This window comes from Verminephrobacter aporrectodeae subsp. tuberculatae At4 (assembly GCF_000193225.1).
GTDB classification, from domain to species: Bacteria; Pseudomonadota; Gammaproteobacteria; order Burkholderiales; family Burkholderiaceae_C; genus Acidovorax; species Acidovorax aporrectodeae.
The window spans coordinates 1-22,291 of the sequence record NZ_AFAL01000693.1; the positions used below are offsets into that span (position 1 = coordinate 1).

At 64.7% G+C, this 22,291-nt stretch carries 13 protein-coding genes; 11 read left to right on the forward strand and 2 right to left on the reverse strand.

What is annotated here, in order from left to right; all coding sequences use genetic code 11:
- The 10 genes from VTU_RS28775 to VTU_RS35735 all read left to right on the forward strand — a co-directional run.
- On the forward strand, nt 1-800 hold an 800-nt coding region (locus tag VTU_RS28775; protein ID WP_010107658.1), incomplete at its 5' end, for a phosphopantetheine-binding protein.
- A complete protein-coding gene (locus VTU_RS0119465; protein ID WP_010107659.1) occupies nt 797-5,023 on the forward strand; it encodes a non-ribosomal peptide synthetase in 4,227 nt (1,408 codons plus the stop codon). The genes VTU_RS28775 and VTU_RS0119465, both read left to right, overlap by 4 nt.
- An 11-nt stretch (nt 5,024-5,034) precedes the next feature.
- Nucleotides 5,035-10,809 carry a non-ribosomal peptide synthetase gene (locus VTU_RS28780; protein WP_010107660.1) on the forward strand — a complete coding sequence of 1,925 codons (5,775 nt, stop codon included), beginning with the start codon at nt 5,035-5,037 and terminating at the stop codon, nt 10,807-10,809.
- Nucleotides 10,810-10,849: 40 nt separating this feature from the next.
- Nucleotides 10,850-11,296 carry a hypothetical protein gene (locus VTU_RS33945; protein ID WP_169315425.1) on the forward strand — a complete coding sequence of 149 codons (447 nt, stop codon included), beginning with the start codon at nt 10,850-10,852 and terminating at the stop codon, nt 11,294-11,296.
- Between the two features lie 17 nt (nt 11,297-11,313).
- Complete coding sequence (locus VTU_RS0119480; protein WP_010107662.1) at nt 11,314-11,925, forward strand: HupE/UreJ family protein; 612 nt, start codon at nt 11,314-11,316, stop codon at nt 11,923-11,925.
- An 18-nt stretch (nt 11,926-11,943) separates the two neighbouring features.
- Nucleotides 11,944-14,541: an efflux RND transporter permease subunit gene (locus VTU_RS0119485; protein WP_081479891.1), complete on the forward strand. Its 2,598-nt coding sequence runs from the start codon at nt 11,944-11,946 to the stop codon at nt 14,539-14,541.
- Entirely contained in the window at nt 14,538-15,356 is an 819-nt protein-coding gene (locus VTU_RS0119490) for an outer membrane lipoprotein-sorting protein (RefSeq protein WP_010107664.1), read from the forward strand. The genes VTU_RS0119485 and VTU_RS0119490 overlap by 4 nt, the downstream gene beginning before the upstream one ends.
- Entirely contained in the window at nt 15,353-16,708 is a 1,356-nt protein-coding gene (locus tag VTU_RS0119495) for a DUF1302 family protein (protein WP_010107668.1), read from the forward strand. The genes VTU_RS0119490 and VTU_RS0119495 overlap by 4 nt, the downstream gene beginning before the upstream one ends.
- A 9-nt stretch (nt 16,709-16,717) precedes the next feature.
- Nucleotides 16,718-18,382 carry a GMC family oxidoreductase gene (locus tag VTU_RS0119500; RefSeq protein WP_010107670.1) on the forward strand — a complete coding sequence of 555 codons (1,665 nt, stop codon included), beginning with the start codon at nt 16,718-16,720 and terminating at the stop codon, nt 18,380-18,382.
- A 35-nt stretch (nt 18,383-18,417) separates the two neighbouring features.
- The gene (locus VTU_RS35735) at nt 18,418-19,236 is read left to right on the forward strand and encodes a thioesterase II family protein (protein ID WP_010107672.1); all 819 of its coding nucleotides are present in this window, start codon (nt 18,418-18,420) and stop codon (nt 19,234-19,236) included.
- Here the strand turns inward: VTU_RS35735 and VTU_RS0119505 are convergent.
- The gene (locus VTU_RS0119505; RefSeq protein WP_010107674.1) at nt 19,172-20,344 is read right to left on the reverse strand and encodes an MFS transporter; all 1,173 of its coding nucleotides are present in this window, start codon (nt 20,342-20,344) and stop codon (nt 19,172-19,174) included. The genes VTU_RS35735 and VTU_RS0119505 overlap by 65 nt on opposite strands.
- A gap of 133 nt (nt 20,345-20,477) precedes the next feature.
- The gene (locus VTU_RS0119510) at nt 20,478-21,311 is read right to left on the reverse strand and encodes a dienelactone hydrolase family protein (RefSeq protein ID WP_010107676.1); all 834 of its coding nucleotides are present in this window, start codon (nt 21,309-21,311) and stop codon (nt 20,478-20,480) included.
- A gap of 261 nt (nt 21,312-21,572) precedes the next feature.
- On the opposite strand from VTU_RS0119510, the gene VTU_RS0119515 reads away from it, so the two are divergent.
- On the forward strand, nt 21,573-22,079 hold the full coding sequence (locus tag VTU_RS0119515; protein WP_029554573.1) for a Dps family protein: 507 nt from the start codon (nt 21,573-21,575) through the stop codon (nt 22,077-22,079).
- Nucleotides 22,080-22,291: the final 212 nt, after the last annotated feature.

Consider the following 22,291-nt stretch of genomic DNA (forward strand, 5'->3'; position numbering starts at 1 on the left):
GTGGCTTCGTGCCGTCGGGCGACGGACGCGGTGATCCAACTGCTGCGACGTACTGGGTCGATCAGCTTCGGGCACCGGTGCGCTTCCAACAGGGCGTCGAGCGGCTCGTCGCCGAAGGCGCCACGACCTTCCTGGAGCTTGGTCCATCGACGACTTTGGTCGATCTGACGCGCTGCACGGCGGTCGGTGCGGACGGGGTCACGACGCTGAAGCAGGGCACGGACGATGCCCTCGCCTTCGGCGAGGCCCGTGCCGTGCTCTTCGCGCTCGGTGCCCGGGTCCGGATGGCCGGAGCTTCTGCGCTTCCCGGCGGCCAGGATATGTTGCCGCTCTATCCGATGGACCCCCAACGATTCTGGCTGGAACCCCACGCAAGGGCCGACCGTGGAGCCCTGTGGGCGCAGGGGCCGGCGGTTGCGGACGCGGGGGTCAGCAGCACCTGCCCCCCACCGGATCCATCGTCCTTGGCGAAACTCGACCCCGATGATGCCCTGGCCGCGCTGATCCGCGAACTCGGGCGCCTGGCCGCCGAGGTGCTGCGCCAGCCGATTCCGGGTCAGGGGGAGGGGCTCGCAGCAACGAAGCTGTCCTTGCTCGGTCTGGATTCCCTGATGGCGATGGATTTGAGACACCGGGTGCGCCAGTGGATCGGTGTGGATTTGCCGGCGCATCTGCTGATCAGCGGCAGCAGCCTGGGCGACGTCTCCCGGCTTATCTACGAACAGGTCCTGCTGCGCGCCGTTCAGCACGAGCCCACGGCGTCGGATACATCGGATACGCAAGAGGTGTTCGTGCTATGACGCTTGCTGCCTTGCTGAGCGAGTTGCACAGACTGGGTGTGACCCTGTCCCGTCAGGGCGATGGCCTGGTCGTTCAAGCCCCGTCCGGGGCCGTCACTCCCGGGCTGCGGGTCCGGCTTGCGCAGCATAAGCCGGCCTTGTTGGACTGGCTGAGCAAGGGCCGGCCCGCGGCTGTCGAGGACGCCGGACTGCCGAACTGCGCGCCCGATCCCGCGCACCGACAGCTGCCGTTCCCGCTGTTGGACATGCAGCTGGGGTTCTACATGGCGGACGACCCCTACATGGAGTTCCACGTCCGTCCGCACTACTACATGGAAAAGAACCGGGAGACCCTGGACGTTGACCGGTACGAACGCGCCTGGAACAAGGCCCTCGAACGGCATTGGGGAGAGATCGTCGTGGTGACGCCGGAGGGTCAACTCAGAGTGGTGGAGGAGCTGCCGACGCTGCGCATCCAGCGCATCGACCTGCGCGAGCACACGCCCGAAGTCGCCCACCGGCATCTCGAGGCCATCCGTGCGCAGATGATGCGGGCGCAACTGCCGCTGGATCGTTGGCCGTGGGTAGACCTTCGGGTGTCCACTTGGTTGGATCGGGGACGCCTGCAACATCGCATCCACTACAACCACAACAACTTCTTTTCGGACGGCTTTGGCACGGCGAAGCTGCTCCAGGAAATCGATCGCTACGAACGCGATCCCGAGATCGAATTGCCGCCGCTCGCACTGAGCCTCAGGGACGCAGCCCTGTGCCTGGACGATCTGGCCAAGTCACCGGCCGGTCAGCGGGCCCGCGCCTATTGGGAGGCCCGTCTGCCGTCGCTGCCGAACGTGCCGCCGTTGCCGCTCGCCCATCTGGACCGGCGCGTGCGATCAGAATTGAACCGGCGGGAGCGCTTCATGGAGGCCACGACCTGGGCGGGCTTCAGGGAAAGGGCGCGCCAGTTCGGCCTGACACCGTCGAACGCGATCCTCACGGCGTACGCGGAAATTTTGTCCGCCTGGGGCAATACGCGCCACTTCGTGCTGTCCAACATGATGATTCGGCGCTTGGCCGTTCATCCCGAGATCCGGTCGATCGTCGGCAACTTCGCTTCGGTGTACCCGCTGGAGGTGGACTTCCGGCCCGACGACCGGTTCGTGGATCGGGCCCGCCGGCTTCAGGAGCAGGCGCTGCGTGACGCGTGCCATCTGGAATGGGGCGGCATGCAGGTCATGCAAACCCTGAATCGCCAGCGTGGCGGTTTCGGTGAGACCCCGATCCCGTTCGTGGTCAGTAGCGGCCTGTTCATGGAAGGGTTCGAGCGCGCTGATTTCAGCTGCCTGGAGACATCCCAGGTGATGCTGGATCACCAGTTCTGGGAGACCTCGGACGGGCGACTGTTCTGTGTGTGGGATTTGCTCGAGGCATTCTTCTTGCCCGGCGTGGTCGATGCGATGTGGGACGCGTATGCACGGCTGATCGAGCAGCTCGGTGTGCGTGACGAGCTGTGGACGACGAACACGCTGGCGCTGCTGCCCGAAGAGCAGGCGGCCCGGCGGCCGCGGGCGGTGGTCGATCCTGAGGGAGCAGGCGTCTTGCGCCTGGAGGACTATCTGGCGCGGGCGGTCCGGACGGCGCCGACGGCCTTGGTGGGCAGTCGGGTCGGCCCGCCGCTGACCTTCGCCGATCTGGATCGATCCAGCGCGGCGATCGCCAAGCGCTTGCGGCGGGCCGGTGCCCGTCCCGGGGATCTGGTGCCCGTGATGGCCCCTCGGTGCGGATCGCTCGTCCAGGCGGTCTACGGGGTGCTGCGCGCCGGGTGTGCCTACGTGCCCATGGATCCGGCGCTGCCCCTGGAACGGCAACGCTACCTTCTGGAGGACAGCGGGGCGAGACTGGCACTCGTGGACTTGGGCCAGATTGCGGGCCTGACTTGGCCATCGTCGGTAACGGTGCTGGGCATCGACGAAGCGATGCCGTCGGATGACGCCCCGGGAGCGGGTGCGGCTCCATCGGCGAGCACCACCGACTTGGCCTACGTCATCTACACCTCAGGCTCCACCGGCAAGCCCAAGGGCGTGATGATCGATCATCGGGGCGCGATCAACACGATCGAGGACGTGAATGCCCGATTCGAAATAACCGCCGGGGATTGCTTATTCGGTGTCTCGTCGTTCAGTTTCGACCTGTCCGTCTATGACCTGTTCGGGTCGGTCGCTGCGGGCGCCCGGCTGGTGTATCCCGAACCGGGGCGCGCACTCAATCCGGCGCACTGGCTCGAGGTCATGGCGCGCGAAGGCGTCACGGTCTGGAATTCGGCGCCGCCTCTGGCGACGCTGTTGGTCGAGGCGGCAGAGGACCGGTCGATGCCGCTGTCCGCCCTCCGGCTGGTCCTGCTCAGTGGCGACTGGATTCCCGTGGATCTCCCCGATCGGCTGCGCGCGGTGGCCCCCGGCGCGCGGATCGTCAGCCTCGGGGGGGCCACGGAGGCTTCGATCTGGTCCATCTGCTATCCGATCGAAGCGGTCGATCCGACGTGGACCAGCATCCCCTACGGATTCCCGATGCGCAACCAGCCCTGGGACGTCCTGGATGCCTGGGGTCGTCCCGCGCCAGAATGGACCGTCGGGGAACTGGTCATCGGCGGACTGGGCCTCGCGAAAGGGTACTGGGGCGACCCGCGGAAGACGGACCATGCCTTCGGCGCGCACGCGACGTCCGGCCCCCTGTGCCGCCAACGCTCGTACCGCACCGGCGACATGGGGCGTTATCGCGAGGACGGTGCCATCGAGTTCATGGGACGCCGCGACACCCAGGTCAAGGTCCAGGGCCATCGAATCGAGCTCGCGGAAGTGGAGAGCGAACTCCTCCAATGCCCTGGAGTGCAGGCCGCCATTGCATCCGTTCAACGTGAATCGACACGCGATGCGGCGCGGCTCGTGGCGCACGTCGTGTTGAAGGACGGCGCCTCATTCGACGGCGCTGCCATCCAAACGAGCCTGTCGCAGGTCCTGCCGCGCTACATGGTGCCGACCTCGATTGCCGCGATACCAACGCTCCCCATCACGCTCAACGGCAAGCTCGACCGTGCGGCTCTGCCGCGCCTGGAAGAGGCTTCTTCGCCGCGCGCTGAACGCAGACAGTTGCCCCGTACGGACACCGAGTCCGCGCTCCTGGCGATCTGGCGGCGTGTGCTGGCCGCCGAAGAGATCGACCTGGCGGGTGACTTCTTCGAGATGGGCGGACAGTCCTTCGAGGCGGTGCGCATCACCGGACTGGTCCAGCAGGAACTGGGGCGCACCCTGACGCTGGGCACGATCTGGGAACAACGGAGCATCGAAGCCATCGCCTCCCTCCTGGATCACTGCGGCGCTGAGCCGGTGCGTCGCCGGGTCGTGCTCCGGGAGTCGGGAGGTCGGCCAGACCTGTTGCTCCTGCACCCCGCCGGCGGACAGGTCATGGCCTATCGGGGTCTGGCCGAGCGGCTCGATCGCCGGGTCACGGCCTTCGAGGCGGTGGGACTCAGAGGGGGCGAAGACGTGCCAAGCACCATCCCTGCCCTGGTGGGCCAGTACGTGAACGAACTGCTGCGCGACGCGGGACCGGTTCCCCGGCTCCTGGCGGGATGGTCGTCCGGTGCGATCCTCGCGTTCGAGGCGGCGCACCAACTGCTGGTCCGCGGCCACCCCGTCGATGGCGTCGTGCTGCTCGACTGTCCCGTGCCCCATCGCTGGGAGCAGGAGGTGAGCAGGGCAGAACTGCTGGCCTGGTTTCTCGAAGACCTTGCGTTGGATCTGCCCCAGGGCTACCTGCTTCCCGTCGATCGATTGCTCAGCGGTGTGCGCGACGATGCGCAGATGTTCGCGCGGCTCGGGGCGCAGCTTCGGGCGGACGGGTTGACGAGCGAACCCGACTGGGAGGCCCTGCTGCCGATCTTCCGGGTATTCGCGGCGGTGGTCCGCGGCACCCGCTGCTATCGACCCTCCATGCTGCCGGTCCGCCTGCTGGTGCTGCGCGCGAACACCGGGACCGTCAGCGAGTTCGCCTCCCACCCCTGCGCCGACCGCACGGACTGGGGCTGGGCCGCATTCAGCTCGCGTGGCACGCAATCCTCGTGGATCGGGGGCAGCCACCACACGCTGCTGACCGACGAGCAAGTCGGACCCACGGCACGACTCATCGAATCCTGGCTGGACGCCTGCAGATCATCCGCGGCCGATGCCGTTGCATCCAGGCGTTGAAAGGGATCAGCATGCACGAACTGTTGACACAAACGGTGCGTGCCGGTATCCGGCTGGAGCTTCAAGGCGACGAGTTGCAGGTCTCCGGTCCCGCCCATGCCCTGACACCGGAACTTCGTGCAGCCCTTCAAGCGAACAAGGCCGCCCTCATCGAAAACCTGCGGAGTCTGGCCGAACCATCGGCGCCCGATGCGTTGCCGGAACTCGTGGCCGATCCGGCGCATGCTGCCGAGCCATTCCCGTTGAGCGATGTCCAGCATGCGTATTGGGTGGGTCGGTACCATGCGGTGGAGAGCGGCCAAGTGGCGACCCATTTCTACTGCGAGCTGGACGCCGGCCAGGCGGACTGTGGACGGATCGAGCGCGCCCTGCAGCGGCTCATCGAGCGCCACGGCATGCTGCGCGCGGTGGTGGACGCCACGGGACTGCAGCGCGTCCTGGATTGGGTGCCCCCGTATTGCATCGACGTCGTCGATTGCAGCGGACGGACACCGCAGGAAGCGCAGGCGGCCGTCATGGCGACACGCGAGCGGATGTCGCACGAAGTCAGGCCGGCCAGTCAATGGCCGCTGTTCGGCGTGCACGCTACCCGCATGTCCGATGGCACACTCCGGCTGCACGTCAGCTTGGACATGCTGACCATGGACGCCTGGAGTATGTTCGTGCTGTTCAAGGAATGGCACGCGCTGTACACGGTGCCCGACGTCGAACTCCCATCCATCCGCGTCACGTACCGGGACTACCTGCTCGCCGAGCGCAAGCTGCTGGGCGGTCCACGCCATCAGCGTGCGCGGGACTACTGGCTGAATCGCATGGACCAGTTGCCGGCTGCGCCGGATCTGCCCGTCGTCAGCGAGCGCGTCGGCAGCCAGGCGCCGACGTTCTCGCGCCGGCGGTTCCGGATGGATGCGACACGCTGGTCCCGGGTCAGGGAGCGGGTGCGCCACTTCGGACTGACGCCCTCCGGCCTGCTGCTCGCAGCCTACGCGGAAGTCCTGACGCGATGGAGCGCCGCAGCGCACTACACGCTGAACCTGACCCTGTTCAATCGCCTGCCGCTGCACGAGGACGTGTTGCGCATGGTCGGAGACTTCACCTCACTGAGCATGCTCGAGGTGGATCACCGAGACCCGTCGACGGCGTTCATCGAGCGCGCGCAGGCGATGCAGCGCCAGCTGATGCAGGACCTCGAGCATCGCGAGTTCTCCGGTGTGCAGGTGCTGCGCGCGTGGACCCAGCGGCACAAGATGGGTCTGACGGCGGCGATGCCCGTTGTCTTCACCAGTGCCCTGGTGCTCAGCGCAAGCGAAGCGGGACAGGATGCGGCGCTGGTTGAGCGATTCGGTCCGATGGTGTATGGCGTGAGCCAGACGCCGCAGGTCTGGCTGGACAACCAGGTGATGGAAATCTCCGGGGACCTGGTCCTCAACTGGGACGCAGTGGATGCGATCTTCGAGCCGTGCGTGCTCGACGACATGTTCGCCGCCTACAGCGGCGTACTGAACAGACTTGCCGACAGCGACGAGGCGTGGACGGCGCGTTCGCTGATGGCTCCGGGGCCAAAGGAGGATGGCATCCCCGAAGACCCGCAATGCGCCGGGACAAGCAGTCCTGGTCGCCTGTTGCATGCCGGCTTGGTCGAGCATGCGGCACTCAGGCCCGAGGCCATCGCGGTCATCGCCCACGACCGCACGATGAGTTACCAGGAACTGCTGTCGGAGAGTCTGGCGGTGGCTCACTGGCTGCAGTCTCATGGCGTTCAAGCCGGGGTGCTGGTGGGCGTGGTCACGCGCAAGGGCTGGGAGCAGGTCGTCGCGGTGCTTGGCACGCTGCTTGCCGGTGCGGCCTACATGCCGGTGGACGCGAACCTGCCGATCGAGCGGCAGCGCGAGCTGATCGAAACGGGTCGCGTGACATGTCTGCTGACCCAGGTGGACAGCAACCCGGTACCACGTAATCTCGGCGTGGCCAAGGAACTGGCCGTGCTGGAGATCGTCGCTGCGGCGCTGCCCGCTGCGATCGACCCCGGGGCGGTGCGACTCCTCGGCGCACCCCGGAACCTGGCCTACGTGATGTTCACCTCCGGTTCCACGGGTCAGCCCAAGGGCGTCATGATCACGCACGCGGCCGCCAGCAGAACCATTGATGCCGTGAATCAGTTGCTTCGATTGGAGCCGAAGGACCGGATTCTCAGCGTGTCGTCGCTGAGCTTCGATCTCTCGGTCTATGACATCTTCGGGGCGCTGGCGGCCGGTGCGGCCGTGGTCCTGCCGGATCCGGTGCGTCGGCTCGATGCGACCCACTGGGCCGATCTCATCGGGGACCATGGGGTGACGATCTGGAACTCCGCACCCCAACTCATGTGCATGCTGGTGGATGTCCGCGAGGGCAGGGCATGGGTCGCCGAAGGAACGTTGCGCGCGGTCCTGCTGAGTGGCGACTGGATTCCGGTCGATCTTCCGGCGCGCATCCGGGCGTGCTATCCGCAGGCGATGGTGACGGGTCTCGGCGGTGCCACGGAGGTGGCGATCTGGTCGATCTGGTACCCGATTGGGGCGCTGTCCCCGCACTGGACCAGTATTCCTTATGGTCGTTCGATGCCGGGACAGTGCGTCGAGGTCGTCAACGACCGCTTCGAGCGATGTCCCCGTTACGTCCGCGGACGCATCGTGATCAGCGGCGATGGGCTCGCCCTGGGCTACTGGGAGAACCCCGAACGCACGGCAGAGCGGTTCGTGACGTCGCCATCGGGTCAGCGCTGCTACGAGACCGGCGACCTCGGGCGCTACTTGCCGGACGGAACGATCGAGTTCCTGGGGCGCTCGGACGAGCAGGTGAAGATCCGGGGCCACCGGGTTGAACCAGGGGAGATCGCGGCCGTGCTTCGCCAGCATCCCGGAGTGCTGGCGGCTGCGGTGCTGGTGACGGGCGATCGTGCCCATCGCCAGCTCGTGGCCTATATACAGCCCGACAAGGGCCACCTCTCGTCATTGGGAACGGTGCTTCGCTCGGACCCGATGCCATCGCTTGCACACCGGCTGAGCGAGGGTCTGGGCACGTGCACCCTGCGACCGGCCGACGCCACGCTCAGGATCGCCTGGGACCGGCTGGACGACTACTACCTCGCAGCGGTTGTGCTGGCCTTTGGGCGCCTCGGGTTTCTCGGCCGGTCCTCGGGGCGAGTGACCCCGTCCGACCTACTTCAACGGGGTGTCGTGGGCCGTTACGAGCGTTGGTTGCAGCGGGCCTTCGATGCGCTCCATGAAGCCGGACTTCTGCGCGAGGTCGGCACCCGCGTCTACGAAGCCACCGATGCCTGGGACGCGCCAGACCTGGGATCCTTGTCGAAGGAAGTGCGTGAACTGCTCCAATCGGTGTTCGACTTCAGTGCGCAAGACAGTGCGTGGTTCACCGATGCGGTGGAGCGACTGTCCGACATCCTGACCGAGCATCTGCATTCAGCGGAGATCTACACGGCAGACGCGACGGCCCGCGTCTACCAGAAACTTTTCCCGGACAACCACCAGCAGCTCGCCCGGGTGTGCGAAGTCCTGCTCGGATGCCGGCGCAAGACCGGGGCGGCCATCCTGGAGGTGGGTGCCGGCCTCGGATCGGCGACCCGGCACGTGCTGAACGTGATCCCGCCCGATACACGCTACGTATTCACGGACATCTCGGAGTTCTTTCTTCGCCGGGCCGCTGAGCTCTTCGGTGAGCAGCACCGGGGGTTGGCGTTCGCGCGCTACGACGTTGACGTGCTCCCCGAGTTCCAGGGCATCCAGCGGAATTCGTTCGACTTGGTGCTGGCGTCGAGCATGCTGCACGACGTCAAGGACGTTGCGCTGGCTCTGGAGCATCTGATCGCCCTGCTGAAACCGGGCGGACAACTCGTCATTTTGGAAGAGACCCGGTTCTTCCGATCGTTCGATCTGCACATGGGCCTGCAGCAGGGCTTTGACGGATTTACCGACACCGGCCTGCGGCACAAGCACTGCCTGCTGAGCCGAACGCAATGGGAGCAGGCGATGCGCGCCGCGGGCTTCGTGGACGTCATGGCGGTACAGGCACCCGGCGCGGCCATCGAGTTCCTCGGATTTGGCGTCATCGTCGCCACGGCGCCCGAGCAGGCGCTTGTCCTGGACCGCTCTGCGGTGAAGGAGTACCTGGCTTCCCGGCTGCCCGACTACATGGTTGCGCAGCACGTCGTTCATCTGCAGCGCCTGCCCGTGACCCAGAATGGCAAGATCGACTACAAGATGCTGCCACCCGTGCCTGCGGCGACGACCGAGCACACGGAGCGGGTGGCGCCGCGCTCCGAACTCGAGGTGCACCTGCACGCGATCTGGCAGCGTGTGCTGCGGACTTCCGCGCTCGGGATCACCGACAACTTCTTCGAGCTCGGCGGCGATTCACTGATCGCCACGCAGATGGTGCGCGAGATCCGCGAGACGTTCGGAGTCGATCTCGAAATCCACGAGTTTCTGCTGAATGCGTCGATCCAGGCCCTGGCGACTCTCCTGGAAGCCAAGCGCAATGCCGGCTCCACAGGGGAGACCGTGCCCGCGGTGGACGTTTTCCCTGCGCTGGCCGACGGGACGGCCGATGCCGACCTGCCGCAGCTGATGGCGCAGCTCCCTTCGGCGTCGGCGCTGAGCCGATCGGACATTGCGAGCGCGGTCTCTCAGGTGCTCCTGACGGGAAGCAGCGGATGGGTGGGGGCCTATGTGTTGGCAGACCTGCTGGAGAATGCCGCAGTGACGGTCGTCTGTCCGGTTCGGGCGCGGTCCGACGCGGATGCACATCAGCGTGTCGTGCACAACCTCGGGCGGTACGGCTTGCATCGGGCACTGGAGCAGGTGGACCGCATCCGGGCCGTCGCCGCGGACCTCAGCAGACCGCAGTTCGGGGTGTCGGACGCGTGCTGGTCCGCATGGTGTCAGGAAATCGAACGCATCGTTCACGTCGCAGCAAGCGTCGACATCAAAGGCGACTACGCCGGCATGCGGGACGTCAACGCCGTTCCTTGCCTGGATCTCGTCCGATTGGCCTCGACGGGGCGTCTCAAGCCCATCGTCTTCGCCTCGACCCTGGGCGTTTGCATCCGGCGTGGCGTCCATGGATTCGCGGTTCGACCCGGGCGGGACCTCGGCGGCTCATCGTCCGGTCTCGTCATGGGCTACGCACAGAGCAAATGGGTCGCGGAGCAGTTGCTGTGGCGCGCGCGTGAACTGAAGGTGCCCGTCGAGCTGATCCGTATCCCGCACATCGTTCCGGCGGTGGGCAGCCCTTGCTGGAAGACCAACACGATTCTGGGCAGCGTGCTACGGGTCGCATTGACCATTTCCGTCGATCCGATCTGGGCGGACTCCCACGTGGACGCCCTGCCGGTCGATAGAGTGGCCCGGGCCCTGAGTCTCGCGGCCTTGGCTGCCCGGCCGAGCAGCACGGTCCGGCACCTGCGTGCCGACGCGGTGCAGAGCTTGCCCGAAGTGATCCAACGGGTGCGCCAAGGCGCGCTGGCGACGACCGCAGCGCGCGTGGAATTGGATCGGTGGTTGGCGACGACGTGGCAGACGGTGCGAGGCCGGCACGATCCTGACGCAGTGATCCTGTCCCGCTTGCTTGCGCCCACGGATGCCGGTGTGTTGCTCCAGGCCATGTTCGGTCCGGACCGGGTTGACGTGGAAGCAGGCAGTGGCAGCGGTGCGCCCGCGAAGAAAGGGTCCGGACCGGACTACTGGCTGTACTACGGCCGGCAGTGCGCAGGCAAACGGGTCGATGGATGAAACGTGCTCTCTAATTCTCTCTGAAACGAAAGGAATGCAAATGAACGATCGGGAAAAGACGCTCCGGGCGGTGGTGGTCCTGGGCTGGGTGCAAATGTGCATGGTCATGGTGGCGATGTTCATCATCGACCTGTCGCGCAGCGCGATTGGCGAGGACTTCAGCAATTGGGCTGGGGACATGAGTTATGGGGGACTGCTCGTGATGACCGGGGTCTTCACGCTGTACTTCTTCATGCCCATGTTCGCCCTGGTCGTGCGCGCGCGCTGGTTCCGATGCGTGATTGCAGGCGTGACGATCATGGCCACGCTGTTCTTCGTCGCTCACGAGATTGCCCACCTGCTGACGGGCGACATGCCTTTCGGCATGCGCCATGCGCTGGACTTCAGTCACCACCTGCTCGGTATCTGGGTGACCACCGCTGCGATTCAGTGGGCGCGCATCGATGCACCCGCCGCCATGGCGCTTTCCGCGATCAAACCCGCGTAACAAACAGGATCAAAAACATGAATCATTTCAAGACGCTCAGCCAATATGTTCTCGCACTGTTGCTGGCGGCCGGCCCGCTTCAGGCTCTGGCGCACAGTTCGACTGACGGTGGCCGTTTTCTCGCGGGCCTTGTTCATCCGGTGGAGGGCGCTGATCACCTGTTGGCCATGGTTGCAGTGGGCATCGTGAGTTCCTTGATGGGCAGACGGCATATCTTTCTGGTGCCGGCCAGTTTCGTGGCAATGATGGTGTTCGGTGCATTCGCAGGTTTTTTGCAATGGTCTTTCCCAGGCGCAGACCTCTGGATCGCGTTGTCGGTCCTGGGGTTGGGGATCTGCATCACGATTCTGGCGAAGCGGGTGCCTTGCGTCCTTATCTACATGGCGGTGGCCCTGTTCGGCATGTCTCACGGCTATGCGCATGGCTTGGGGATGCCCAATTCCGCCAGCCCTGCGTTTTACTCGTTTGGCTTTATCACTACTACGTCCTTGTTGCACCTGTTTGGGGTCGGAATCGGCGAACTCTGCATCCGACAGGACGTGCTGACTCGGTGGCTTCGGATGGGTGGTGGCGCGATGTCTCTCGCGGGAGTTTGGTACACCCTGCAGGCCATTTTGGACATGTTCTGAGCACAAACGGCATTCGATATGACAACACTCAATCCAATGCAGCGCCTCACGCTGCACCTCGGCCTCTGGGCGGCCCGCCATCCCTGGTTGGCCATCGGCGTGGTCACATTGCTGACCGCCATCTTCTGCGTGGGGCTGGGCACACTGCGTGTCGACGCTTCCAACAACGCGATGTTCGGCCACAACGACAATGCCCAGATTGACTACGAAGCCTTCCAGAAGGAATTCGGGCGCGAGGATGCCGTGGTCGTTGCGATTCGGTCACCGCGCATCTTCACCTCGGAATTCATGGTGCGTCTGCGTGCGCTGCACGAGCAGCTGGAGGCAAAGGTACCGTGGGTCGAAGAAGTGACCAGTCTGGCCAACGTGACCTATGTCGATTCGGCCGACGGGACCGTGCGCACGAGCAAACTGGGCGACCGTTGGCCAGATCAGGGCGCGTTGCCGGAGGCGATTCGGAATGATCTGCTGAAGAGCTCCCTGTATCGGCGGACCTTGCTCTCTCCCGATGGTGGTACGACGCTGCTGATCGTGCGTCCCCAGACCTTCGTCACTCCGGCTGCACTGGAGGCGGCCGCGGCGTCCGGGCAGTCGGGGGGGAACGCGTTGCAGCACCTCGGTCAGTCGATCCGGGCGTGGCACGATCGATTGGATGCCAACCTGGGAGCGGGTGCCGCGGCGAAGCCGGTGCCGGCCCTGAGCGCAAAGGGGGGGCCGACGCCCGCTCAGCCAACGGACGCAACGGTCGAGGATATCGACCTTCGGTCACTTCAGGCGACCGGCTCCGCGCCGGTGCGATTGCCCGGCAGCAAGCTGGTCGAGTTCAACGATGCCGTTCGACGAATCGCCGACGAATTCCGGCAAGAAGAAATGGAGATCCACATTTCGGGTGGTCCTGTCATCGACGAGGCCCATGAGACGTCCGTCCACCAAGACCTGGGACTCATGACGGGCCTGTCGCTCGCCGTGGTCGTCGTTGCGCTGATGCTCCAACTGCGCAGCACCGTTGGCGTCTTGGTGCCGGTGTTGGTCGTCGGCATGTCGCTGCTGGCAACTCTCGGCGCGATGGGCTGGATTGGCTTTCCGATTACGGTGGTCAGTCAGGCGCTCCCGCCAATCATGTTGACGATGGGTGTACTGAGCTCGATCCACATGCTCACCACCTATCTGCAAGATCCCGAACCGGACTTCGAACAAGCCGTTCGAAACATGTTCCACCATTGCGGTGATCCGGTCGTCTATACGGTCCTCACGGACGTGCTTGCCTTCCTTGCGTTCTCGATCGCGCGCCTGGAGCCGATTGCCGAGTTCGGTCTGATGGCCGCTTTCGGTTCCATGATCGGACTGGTCTACACCCTGCTTTTGCTGCCCGCATTGTTGCGCATCGGAAGGATCAAGCATGATCCCACGCACAAGAACATAGTGTTCTTCGGATGGCTGTCGAACATCGTGACCCCGGTCGGCCTGTACTGTCACCGCCACTACCGTGCGGTACTCCTCGCCACGGTGCTGCTCATCGGATTGATGATTCCCGGGATCTGGCGCATCCAGTATGCCCATGACGTGCTGACCTGGTTTCAGCCGGAGCACGTGTTGAGGCGGGACACGATGGCCATTGATGCGCAGATGCAGTCATCCATACCGCTGGAGATCGTGATCGATACCCGGAAGGACGAAGGCATCTTGACGCCGGAGTTCATGCTGGGTCTGCGGTCGCTACAGGACTACGCCGCCAGCTTGTCCAACGAACACCTGCAGATCGGAAGCACGAATTCGATCGTCGACTCCATCCAGCGGGTGCACCAAGTGCTGACGGGTGGAAGTGGCGACGCGCTCCCGGGGACACGGGAGTTGCTGCACCAGGAACTGCTGCTGTTCGAGGGCGGTGGCGCCAAGGAGATCAAGCGACTCACCGATCGACGGTACTCGAAGGCGCGCGTGACGGTACGGATGGCCTGGGCTGACGCGCATGCTTTCATCGGGCTCGACGACAAGTTCAGGACAAAGGTCGTCGAACTGTTCGGCAAGGATGTCAGGACCACGGTGACCGGCGTGGCCTACATGCAGTCGATCGGTGCCCTGGACGTGATCGACAGCATGTGGAGTAGTTACCTGCTGTCGGCGCTGCTCATCGCGGGCATGTTGTTCGTCGTGCTGCGCGAGTTCAAGATCAGTTTGGCCAGCATCGTCCCGAACTTTCTGCCGGTCTGGATATCGCTCGGCGTTATGGGCTATCTGGGGTTGCCCGTTGACATGTTCATGGTTCTGTTGGGGGGTATCGCGCTGGCCGTCTCCGTTGACGACACGGTCCACTTCATGCACACCGTCATGAGGCATAGGCGGACCGAAGGTGTCGAAATCGAGGCGGCGGTTCGCACCACGCTCAAGGAAGTGGGAGCCCCCCTGGTGATTGCCAGCATGGTGACGGCGTGCGCGTTTTTCACGTTTTCCTTCTCCTCGATCATTCCGCTGTCCAGGTTCGGTGTGATCCTGAGCAGCACGCTCGTGATCGCGCTACTGCTCGACGTGGTGGTGAGTCCGGCCCTCGTCACCGGCATTGCGCGCCTGGAGGCCCGGCGCATGGATAAGTTCAACAAGACCAAGGTGGCATCATGAAAGGAAATCTTCTCAAGCACGCTGTATTCCTGTTGGTCCTGGCGTGGACGGGCTTGGCTTGGTCCGATCCTGATGCTGCCACCGCCGATGCGGTGATGGCATCGGTGCGGGCCCGCTACAAGGGGGACACGTGGGCCATGTCCAGTAGCGTGACCTTGATCGACAAGAACAGCAGTCGCATGCAGCGCAAGGTGCGCTCGATCAGCAAGAAGGTTGGCGAAGACCTCAAGTCGTTGACGGTCGTCCTGGAACCCAGCCGCTTGTCCGGCACCGCATTCCTTTCCTACGACTGGAGTGAATCCTCGCGGGAGGACGAGGCATGGCTCTATCTGCCGGATCTGGGCAAGGTGACGCGACTGGCAACCGGCAGTCGGGCCGACTATTTTCTTGGCAGCGATTTCACGTACGGCGATCTGGAGGAAATCAAGACCGACCTCTTCGACTTCTCCTTCGTGACATCGTCGCCGGCGCCAGACGGACAGTGGCTGATTCAGGCCGAGCCCCGAAAGGCGATACACGGCAAGGTCGTCGATCGCACCGGCTATCAGCGGATCTGGTACTGGGTCGACAAGGAGCGTCGGATGGTGGTCAGGGCCAAGTATTGGTTGCGGGATCCGGGCTGGGTGAAGTACTACACCACCTCGGATATCCAGCAGCAAGCGGGGGTCTGGATTCCGCGAGAGGAGCGCATGGTGCTGACCCAACAGGGTGTGCTTGTACACGCGACGACGCTGAGCGTCGAAGACATCCAGATCAATCCCCGAGTGGACGACGCCTCCTTGTCCCCGCAAGCCCTCGGTCGGAGCAGCAAGTGACCCTTGTCGTGCGACTGTTCCTGCTTTGTCTGAGCGGATGTTGCGGGTTCGCCGTCCGGGCGCAGACGGACCCGGAAGCCGATTTTCCGACGCTGCCCTCCGAACCGGCGCCGGTGCACCGTGCCGCTGAAAAAGAGGAGGCTGGCGTTCGGTGGAAGGGTGAACTGGGCGGGCGCCTCCAGTACGCGATGAAGGACCAACTCAAGGACTATGCCTTTCGACGACAGTCCTCGACACTCAGCTCTGCGCGTGCCTCGTTGTACCTCCAAGGGGAGACTTTGCCAGGGCAGCAGGCGCAGGTCTTCATCAGCGGACGGGCCACCCAGGAGATGGTCAACGGCGATACGAACCGGTATGCCGAAGGCGACTTGGAGCAGGTCTACGTCGATTTCGCTCGGCGGGGCGCCTGGCGATTGAAGGTTGGACGTCAGTTGATTGCACTGGGCGTGTCAGACTACTTCCAAGTGCTGGACATGGTGAATCCGCGCGATGAGCGCACACTGGGTCTTGCGGATCTCAAGGAATCCCGGATCCCGGTCTTCGCGACCCGACTGGGGTACGAAGGCGATCGCAGCGGCTGGGAACTGATCGTCAAGTCCGAATTTCGACCGCATCGCTATGGGCGCCCGCAGTCGGATTTCGACCCATTCATCGCCATCGGTGGCGGCCAGCAGCTTGCACGGAGCGAGCAGCCGCGGCTGTCCGTGCGGCCGGACGTGGTGCTTCATGCTTACTCGGCGCAGTCCTGGGGCGACGTGCATGCCGTCGCCGGGACCCTGCACGATTCGACGCCGATGCCCGTGGGCTACGGCCAGGGCGGCTTCGTGACGGCGCATCAGCGATCTTCGATACTGGGTGTCGGGGCGAGCGCAACGCGTGGCGATTGGGTGTTCAAGGCTGAACTGGCGCGGCGCACACGCACGAGACAGATGCGTGCGGATCTGGCGGAGCAGATCACGCGCCCGACCCCCGTGGTCAGCGAGATCCGGGGCCAGACCGATGCACTGATCGGGGTCCGTTACACCGGGATACCTGGATTCACGGCGGGTGCGGAGATTCTCGGCCAGTTTACCCAAGGGGATGCCGGCCTGTTGGCCGATCCCAAACGGCGTCAGATGGCCGTGATCAACCTGGAGTGGTCGGCGCTGAACGATACCTTGACAGTCGGTCTCTTGGCCGGGCGTTGGTGGGACGGGGGACAACTCTTTCGCGCGATGACGACCTACGACTGGACCGACCACTGGCGGGTCGGAATCGGCGCCATCCTGTACCAGGGCGGCGGCGCCCGCTCACCGGTGCGGCCCTATGCGGCGAACGACCGGATCGTGACCACGGTCACCTATTCCTTTTGAGCGTGGCACATGACGAGCGAACGCAATGCATACGATGTCATCGTGGTCGGGGCCGGCGCCAGTGGGGCTGTGATGGCGGCCCGTTTGAGCGAAGACCCGTCCCGCCATGTCCTGCTGATCGAAGCCGGTCGGGACTTCCCGAGCGAGCAGGACCTGCCCGAGGCGCTGTGCGATCCCAACGAACTGGTGGCCGACGGATACAACTGGCACATTGCGGCCAAGATCCGGGAGTCCGGGCTGCTCGGCACGCTGAAGGTCGCAGGCTCCACTTGGCTGCATGCCCGACCCGGCGACCAAGCGCGGATGGTGCAGTCGTCCCTCTCCGGGGGCATGAGTTCGGCGCTGAGTGGCGTGACGACGTTCGACTACAACGTCGGCAAAGTGGTCGGCGGTTCGACGGCCGTCAACGGTGCGCTGGCCCTGCGGGGGACGCCCGAGGACTACGACGAGTGGGGCGCTTACAGCCAGGGACGATGGAGTGGTGCGCGCGCACTGCGGGCTTTCGACCGGATGGAGGCAGCGCAGGCACACCGGGTCGATCCCGCTGCCCCGGTTCCCATCCGGCCCGAGCGCCCCGAGGAATTGTCAACAGTACAGGCTGCGTTCCGGGTCGCCTGCGAACAGGCCGGCTTTCCGATGCTGGGCGGGATGCCGCCGTCTGGGCGTGTGCGGGGGCTGGCCCTCGTGCGCAAGTCGGTTCGGGAGGGGCGTCGCGTGTCAACTGCCAGCAGTTATCTGGCGATGGCCCGTGGCCGTCCGAATCTGACCATCCTCGCCGACGCACACGTTGACCGACTGGGCTGGACGGGGCGGACCCGTTGCTCAAGCGCAGAGGTTCTCGTTCGCGGAACCCGCCGTGCGTTCGGCGCGGGCCACGTGATCCTGTGTGCCGGCGCCCTCAACACACCGGCGATCCTGATGCGTTCCGGCGTCGGGGATCCACGCACGATCGAGCGGGCTGGCGTGCCCGTGCACCTGCCGTTGCCAGGTGTCGGTGCCCATCTCGTCGATCACGCCGTCGTCGGCCTGTGGGCTGTCCCCAAACCAACGTCGAGCCGACTCGGCGAGCCCACCCATCAGGCGTACCTGCGCCTCGATGGCGAGGATCGTGCAGACCTGCACCTGTACATGCTCGGGGGGATTCGCACCAGCAGCTTTCCGATGCTGCACACCGCATTGGGATCGGCCATCGGGATCGCCATCGCGCCTTGTCTCATGAAGCCTCGCTCAGAGGGGTATGTGCGCATCCTCTGCGCTGACCCTTTGGCGTCGCCCGAAGTCTTGGTGAACTGCCTGGGCGATCCCCACGACCGACGACTCATCCGGGAAGGAGTCCGACAGGCTTGGTCCCTGATGCAGTCGGCGCCTATGCGCTCCCATCTGGTGCGGGTGCTTGCTTGGAACGATCTGCTGGTCTCTTGCGACACGTCTCTGGACCGCGCCATCTCGACCTTCGTGCGACCCGGCTGGCATGCCGTCGGGACGGCTCGAATGGGCGTGTCGTCAGATCCCGGTGCGGTAGTCGGCGCATCGGGACGGGTGCATGGCACGGACAATCTCTGGGTGGTTGACGCATCGATCATGCCGACGATCCCCAGCGTACCGCCTGCATTGAGCTGCATGATGCTGGCCGAAGAGATTTCCCGAGAGTTCGTCCAAGAGGGATCTCCGTGAGGCAAGCATACGAACGACATGCAGCACGGCGGTCGATGCTGCGTATTCTCCGCCCGGGATCGGGTACCCGGCTGATCTGTTTTCCAAACGCCGGAGCCGGGGCTTCGATCTTCCGACGGTGGCTACCGTTGGTACCGGGCGAGATGGAACTGTGCTCGGTCCAGTTGCCCGGACGGGAAGACCGGTGGTCAGAACCGTGCATCCTGACCTTGCATGAAGCAGCCGCGATGGTCGCAACTGAGTTGCTTGAAGTGAGCAGCAGGCGGACCGTGTTGTTCGGACATAGTATGGGTGCGATTTTGGCCTATGAAGTCGCTTGCGCGATAGAGATGCGCAGCGACGGCTTATCGATGCTCGTGGTCTCCGGCCACGATGCACCGCATGTTCCGCCCCCATCTCAGCGGTGTCGGCATGATGCGCCGGAGGAAGTGTTCATTGCAGACCTGCGTCGCTTGGACGGGACGCCCCCGGAGCTTCTGGCAGATCCATCCTTCCGGATAACGTACCTGAAAACGCTGAGAGGAGACTATGCGATGCTCGATCGCTACAGATGGTCGCCACGTCAAGCACTCCTTGTCCCTATCCTGGTTTATTCTGGAAATATGGATCGCGAGGTGTCCAAAGAAGGACTCGGGGCCTGGGATCGACTCACCAGCAATGTTTCTGCCGTGTGCTGGTTTCCCGGGGGGCATTTCTATCTGTTTGAGCAACATTGGCAGCAGGTGATTCGGACGCTGGTGGCCGATATGGATCGGTTGGGCAATGCACACGCCCGCTGCGTGGGGCGTCTCACTGCGGACAGCGCAGGGACCGCACGTCGGGGACGAGCGTCAGAAGGCCCGCCACGGCCATGAAGAATCCAACCCACGGCGGCGCGCGCAGACCCAGACCGGCGCTGATGCACAGGCCACCGAGGAACGTGCCGAGAACGATTCCCAACGTGATGACCGACGTATGCAGGGTATTCACCAGGGGGCGCCCATTGGCGGTTCGCATCACACGGGACACCATGGCGGGATTCATCGTCACGCCGACCAGGCCAATGCCGACCAGGGCCAGTGCGGAAACCGCCTTGCTGTGGGTGAATGCACCAAACAGCGCCAGGAACATGGCGAGAAAAACCAGCCCGATGGACAGGGTTGGAATCGTATGGCGATCAGCCAGCTTTCCGACCACGGTATTGCCGATAACGGTCGCCAAGCCATAAATGAACAACAGCAGCGCGACAGCTCCGTCACCGTACCCCGTCACGTTCCTGAGAATGGGCGTGAAGTAGCTGAAGGCGGCAAAGGTAGCGCCGATGATCAGCAGGCTGGTGGAGAAGACGGCCCACAGCTTCGGGTTCTTCAGGGCTGCGAGTTCCCCCTTCAAACTGATGGCTGCGTTCCGGGGGACGGACGGCACCCAGCCGATACTCGCCAGACAGGCCAGGGTGGCCAAGCCCGTGACGAGCCAGAAACTCTCGCGCCAGCCAAAATGCGTGCCGATCAGGTTGGCGATCGGCAGTCCCAGGACGGTTCCCACCATGATTCCTGCCAAAACGACGGAAGTGGCCCATCCCCGTCGGTGCTCCGCAACCAGATCGATGCATATCGCCAACGCAACGCCAAAGAAGGCTCCCGATGCCGACCCGGTAATCAGTCTCGCCACCACGAGCATGCGATAGGACCCGGCGAGCGCCCCCATCGCCTCGCCCGCAATGAAAATCAGATACAGGGTGAGGAGCGCTGTTTTGGGCGGGGTTTTCAGCAGCCCGATGGCGAGCAGGGGACCGCCAACGGCCATGGCGAAGGCGTACAGGGAGACGAGATAGCCGACTTGCGGGATGCTGACTCCGAGGTCGTCGGCCATGACCGGCATCATCCCGGAGACTTGGAACTCACTCGTCACCAAGGCGAAGATGCCGAAACCAAGGAGGTAGACCGGGATGGGGAGCGGCTCGGTGCGCTGAACGGGGGTCATCTGTTTCCTCCTTGGGTGTGGGCAACCGGAAGGGCCACCCGAACGCCTTGGCCAGCGCTTGGGCGGGCGCCCCGGTTCCTGGCTCCATGGGAGCGACCAGGCATTCTGCCGCAGGGGGAATACCCCCATCGGCTCAGGGCCCAAACAGATCCAGCAAAAATCCCCGCACCGCCTGCCGCGCTGCGCGCGCATTCAGCACCGTGTGCGGTGCGCCGGGCAGGAGCAGCACGCCGGCGTCGGGATGGTCCTTGAAGGCTTTCGCGCAATGCCCCTGCGCCAAGGGGTTTCCCAGCCAGGCGTTTGCGGAGGAAAAGAAGGGATCCGCTGCGCTGATGACGTTCAGCACCGGCTGCCCTGGCAGGACGGCGGTCTGCGGACTCTCGACGAAGTAGTTGTCTTCGCAGCTCCAGGAGAAAATCATCCGCCCGATGAACTCGCTTCCTCCATGGCGGGCCACCGCGACGGCCCCCTCACTCGTCCCCGCGAGAACCAGACGGCGGGTATCTGCCCACGGCAGGTTTTGCAGGGCCGCAAGCCCCAGGCCGATTTCGGAACTGCGCAGCGCGTGAATCCTTTCGTAGACCGCCTTGCTCACGGGTGATTTGTAGGTCACGCGGTCGGCCAGTGCAAAGGAATCCGGCGCCAGGCTGGCAATTCCTAGGCTGCCCAGCCATTGCTGCCATTCGGCAATCGCCTTGGACCCCAGACCGGACGAGCCATGCAGGAACAGCACCACCGGTACTTTCCTGGCCTGCGCCACCGCCGGAGCGTCCTTCAACGGCCCTGCGTAGAGCACGCCCCCCGTGGCCTGGGCGGGAAGGACCAGCTGCGCCCCGGCAAGCACGCCGCGTGCAGAGGCCTCGGTATGCAGCGTGGCGCTGCCCGTGACTTCAGCGGCCTGCGCCCCGGCCCATAGTGGATGGACGGACAGCAGTGTGGCAAGAAATAGGGCAATGCCGGTTTGCATGGTGAAATTCCTCGGGGTCGCACAGCCAGAATCTGACCTGCGCGCAGTCTGCATTGGCGTCGGCAGGCGCGTCAAGCCCATCCTGCTCGGCGCGCGGCACGCGCAAGGAGAAAAGCGCTGCAACGCGAATCACAGCCGGCTACCAGTGGATACTTTTGCCCCCTTGCCCTACAGTCATTGCTGACCGCAGCAGCATTGTCTGCGGCCGTTCCAGACCCGCGCGGCAGACGCCGGCGGTTGTTTTTCAACCAAGGAAGCAGCATGGCAAAAAACCCCAAGACCACCGTCCCCGGCATCGACATCGACATCGGCATCAGCACGCAGGACCGCGCCGCCATTGCGCAGGGGCTCTCGCGCCTGCTGGCCGACACCTACACCCTGTATCTGACCACGCACAACTTCCATTGGAACGTGACCGGCCCGATGTTCAACACGCTGCACAGCATGTTCATGGCGCAGTACACCGAACTGTGGAACGCGGTGGACCCGGTGGCCGAGCGCATCCGCTCGTTGGGCCATGTGGCGCCGGGTTCGTATGCCGAATTCGGCCAGCTCGCGAGCGTGCCCGATGCACCGGCCAAGCCGCCCAGGGCGCTGGACATGGTGCGCGTGCTGGTCCAGGGCCACGAGGCCGTGGCCCGCACTGCGCGCGGCCTGTTCCCGCTGGCCGACAAGGCGGGCGACGAACCCACGGCCGACCTGCTGACCCAGCGCCTCGCGGTGCACGAGCAAACGGCGTGGATGCTGCGCTCGCTGCTCGAGGAATGATCCGCGCCCGGGCCCCCATGCAGCGCATCCGGGGCCGCGCGCAGCAAACGGAGCGCTGACCATGGCCAAACCCGCTTTCGCTGAGCGTGCCGGCGAGGTCGAAATCAAGCTCGCGCTGCCCGCGCGCTGGGCGGCCGACCCAGCGGCCCTGGTGGCCCGGATCGCCGCCGTGCCCGCGCTGGCGCGCCGCAAGGCGACGCAGCAGGCGGTGC

Coding starts and splice junctions, on each gene's coding strand:
- VTU_RS28780 (WP_010107660.1), top strand. CDS start 5,035: ATGCACGAACTGTTGACACAAACGGTGCGTGCCGGTATCCGGCTGGAG.
- VTU_RS0119505 (WP_010107674.1), bottom strand. CDS start 20,344: ATGACCCCCGTTCAGCGCACCGAGCCGCTCCCCATCCCGGTCTACCTC.
- VTU_RS0119485 (WP_081479891.1), top strand. CDS start 11,944: ATGACAACACTCAATCCAATGCAGCGCCTCACGCTGCACCTCGGCCTC.
- VTU_RS35735 (WP_010107672.1), top strand. CDS start 18,418: ATGCTGCGTATTCTCCGCCCGGGATCGGGTACCCGGCTGATCTGTTTT.
- VTU_RS0119490 (WP_010107664.1), top strand. CDS start 14,538: ATGAAAGGAAATCTTCTCAAGCACGCTGTATTCCTGTTGGTCCTGGCG.
- VTU_RS0119480 (WP_010107662.1), top strand. CDS start 11,314: ATGAATCATTTCAAGACGCTCAGCCAATATGTTCTCGCACTGTTGCTG.
- VTU_RS0119465 (WP_010107659.1), top strand. CDS start 797: ATGACGCTTGCTGCCTTGCTGAGCGAGTTGCACAGACTGGGTGTGACC.
- VTU_RS0119515 (WP_029554573.1), top strand. CDS start 21,573: ATGGCAAAAAACCCCAAGACCACCGTCCCCGGCATCGACATCGACATC.
- VTU_RS33945 (WP_169315425.1), top strand. CDS start 10,850: ATGAACGATCGGGAAAAGACGCTCCGGGCGGTGGTGGTCCTGGGCTGG.
- VTU_RS0119500 (WP_010107670.1), top strand. CDS start 16,718: ATGACGAGCGAACGCAATGCATACGATGTCATCGTGGTCGGGGCCGGC.
- VTU_RS0119510 (WP_010107676.1), bottom strand. CDS start 21,311: ATGCAAACCGGCATTGCCCTATTTCTTGCCACACTGCTGTCCGTCCAT.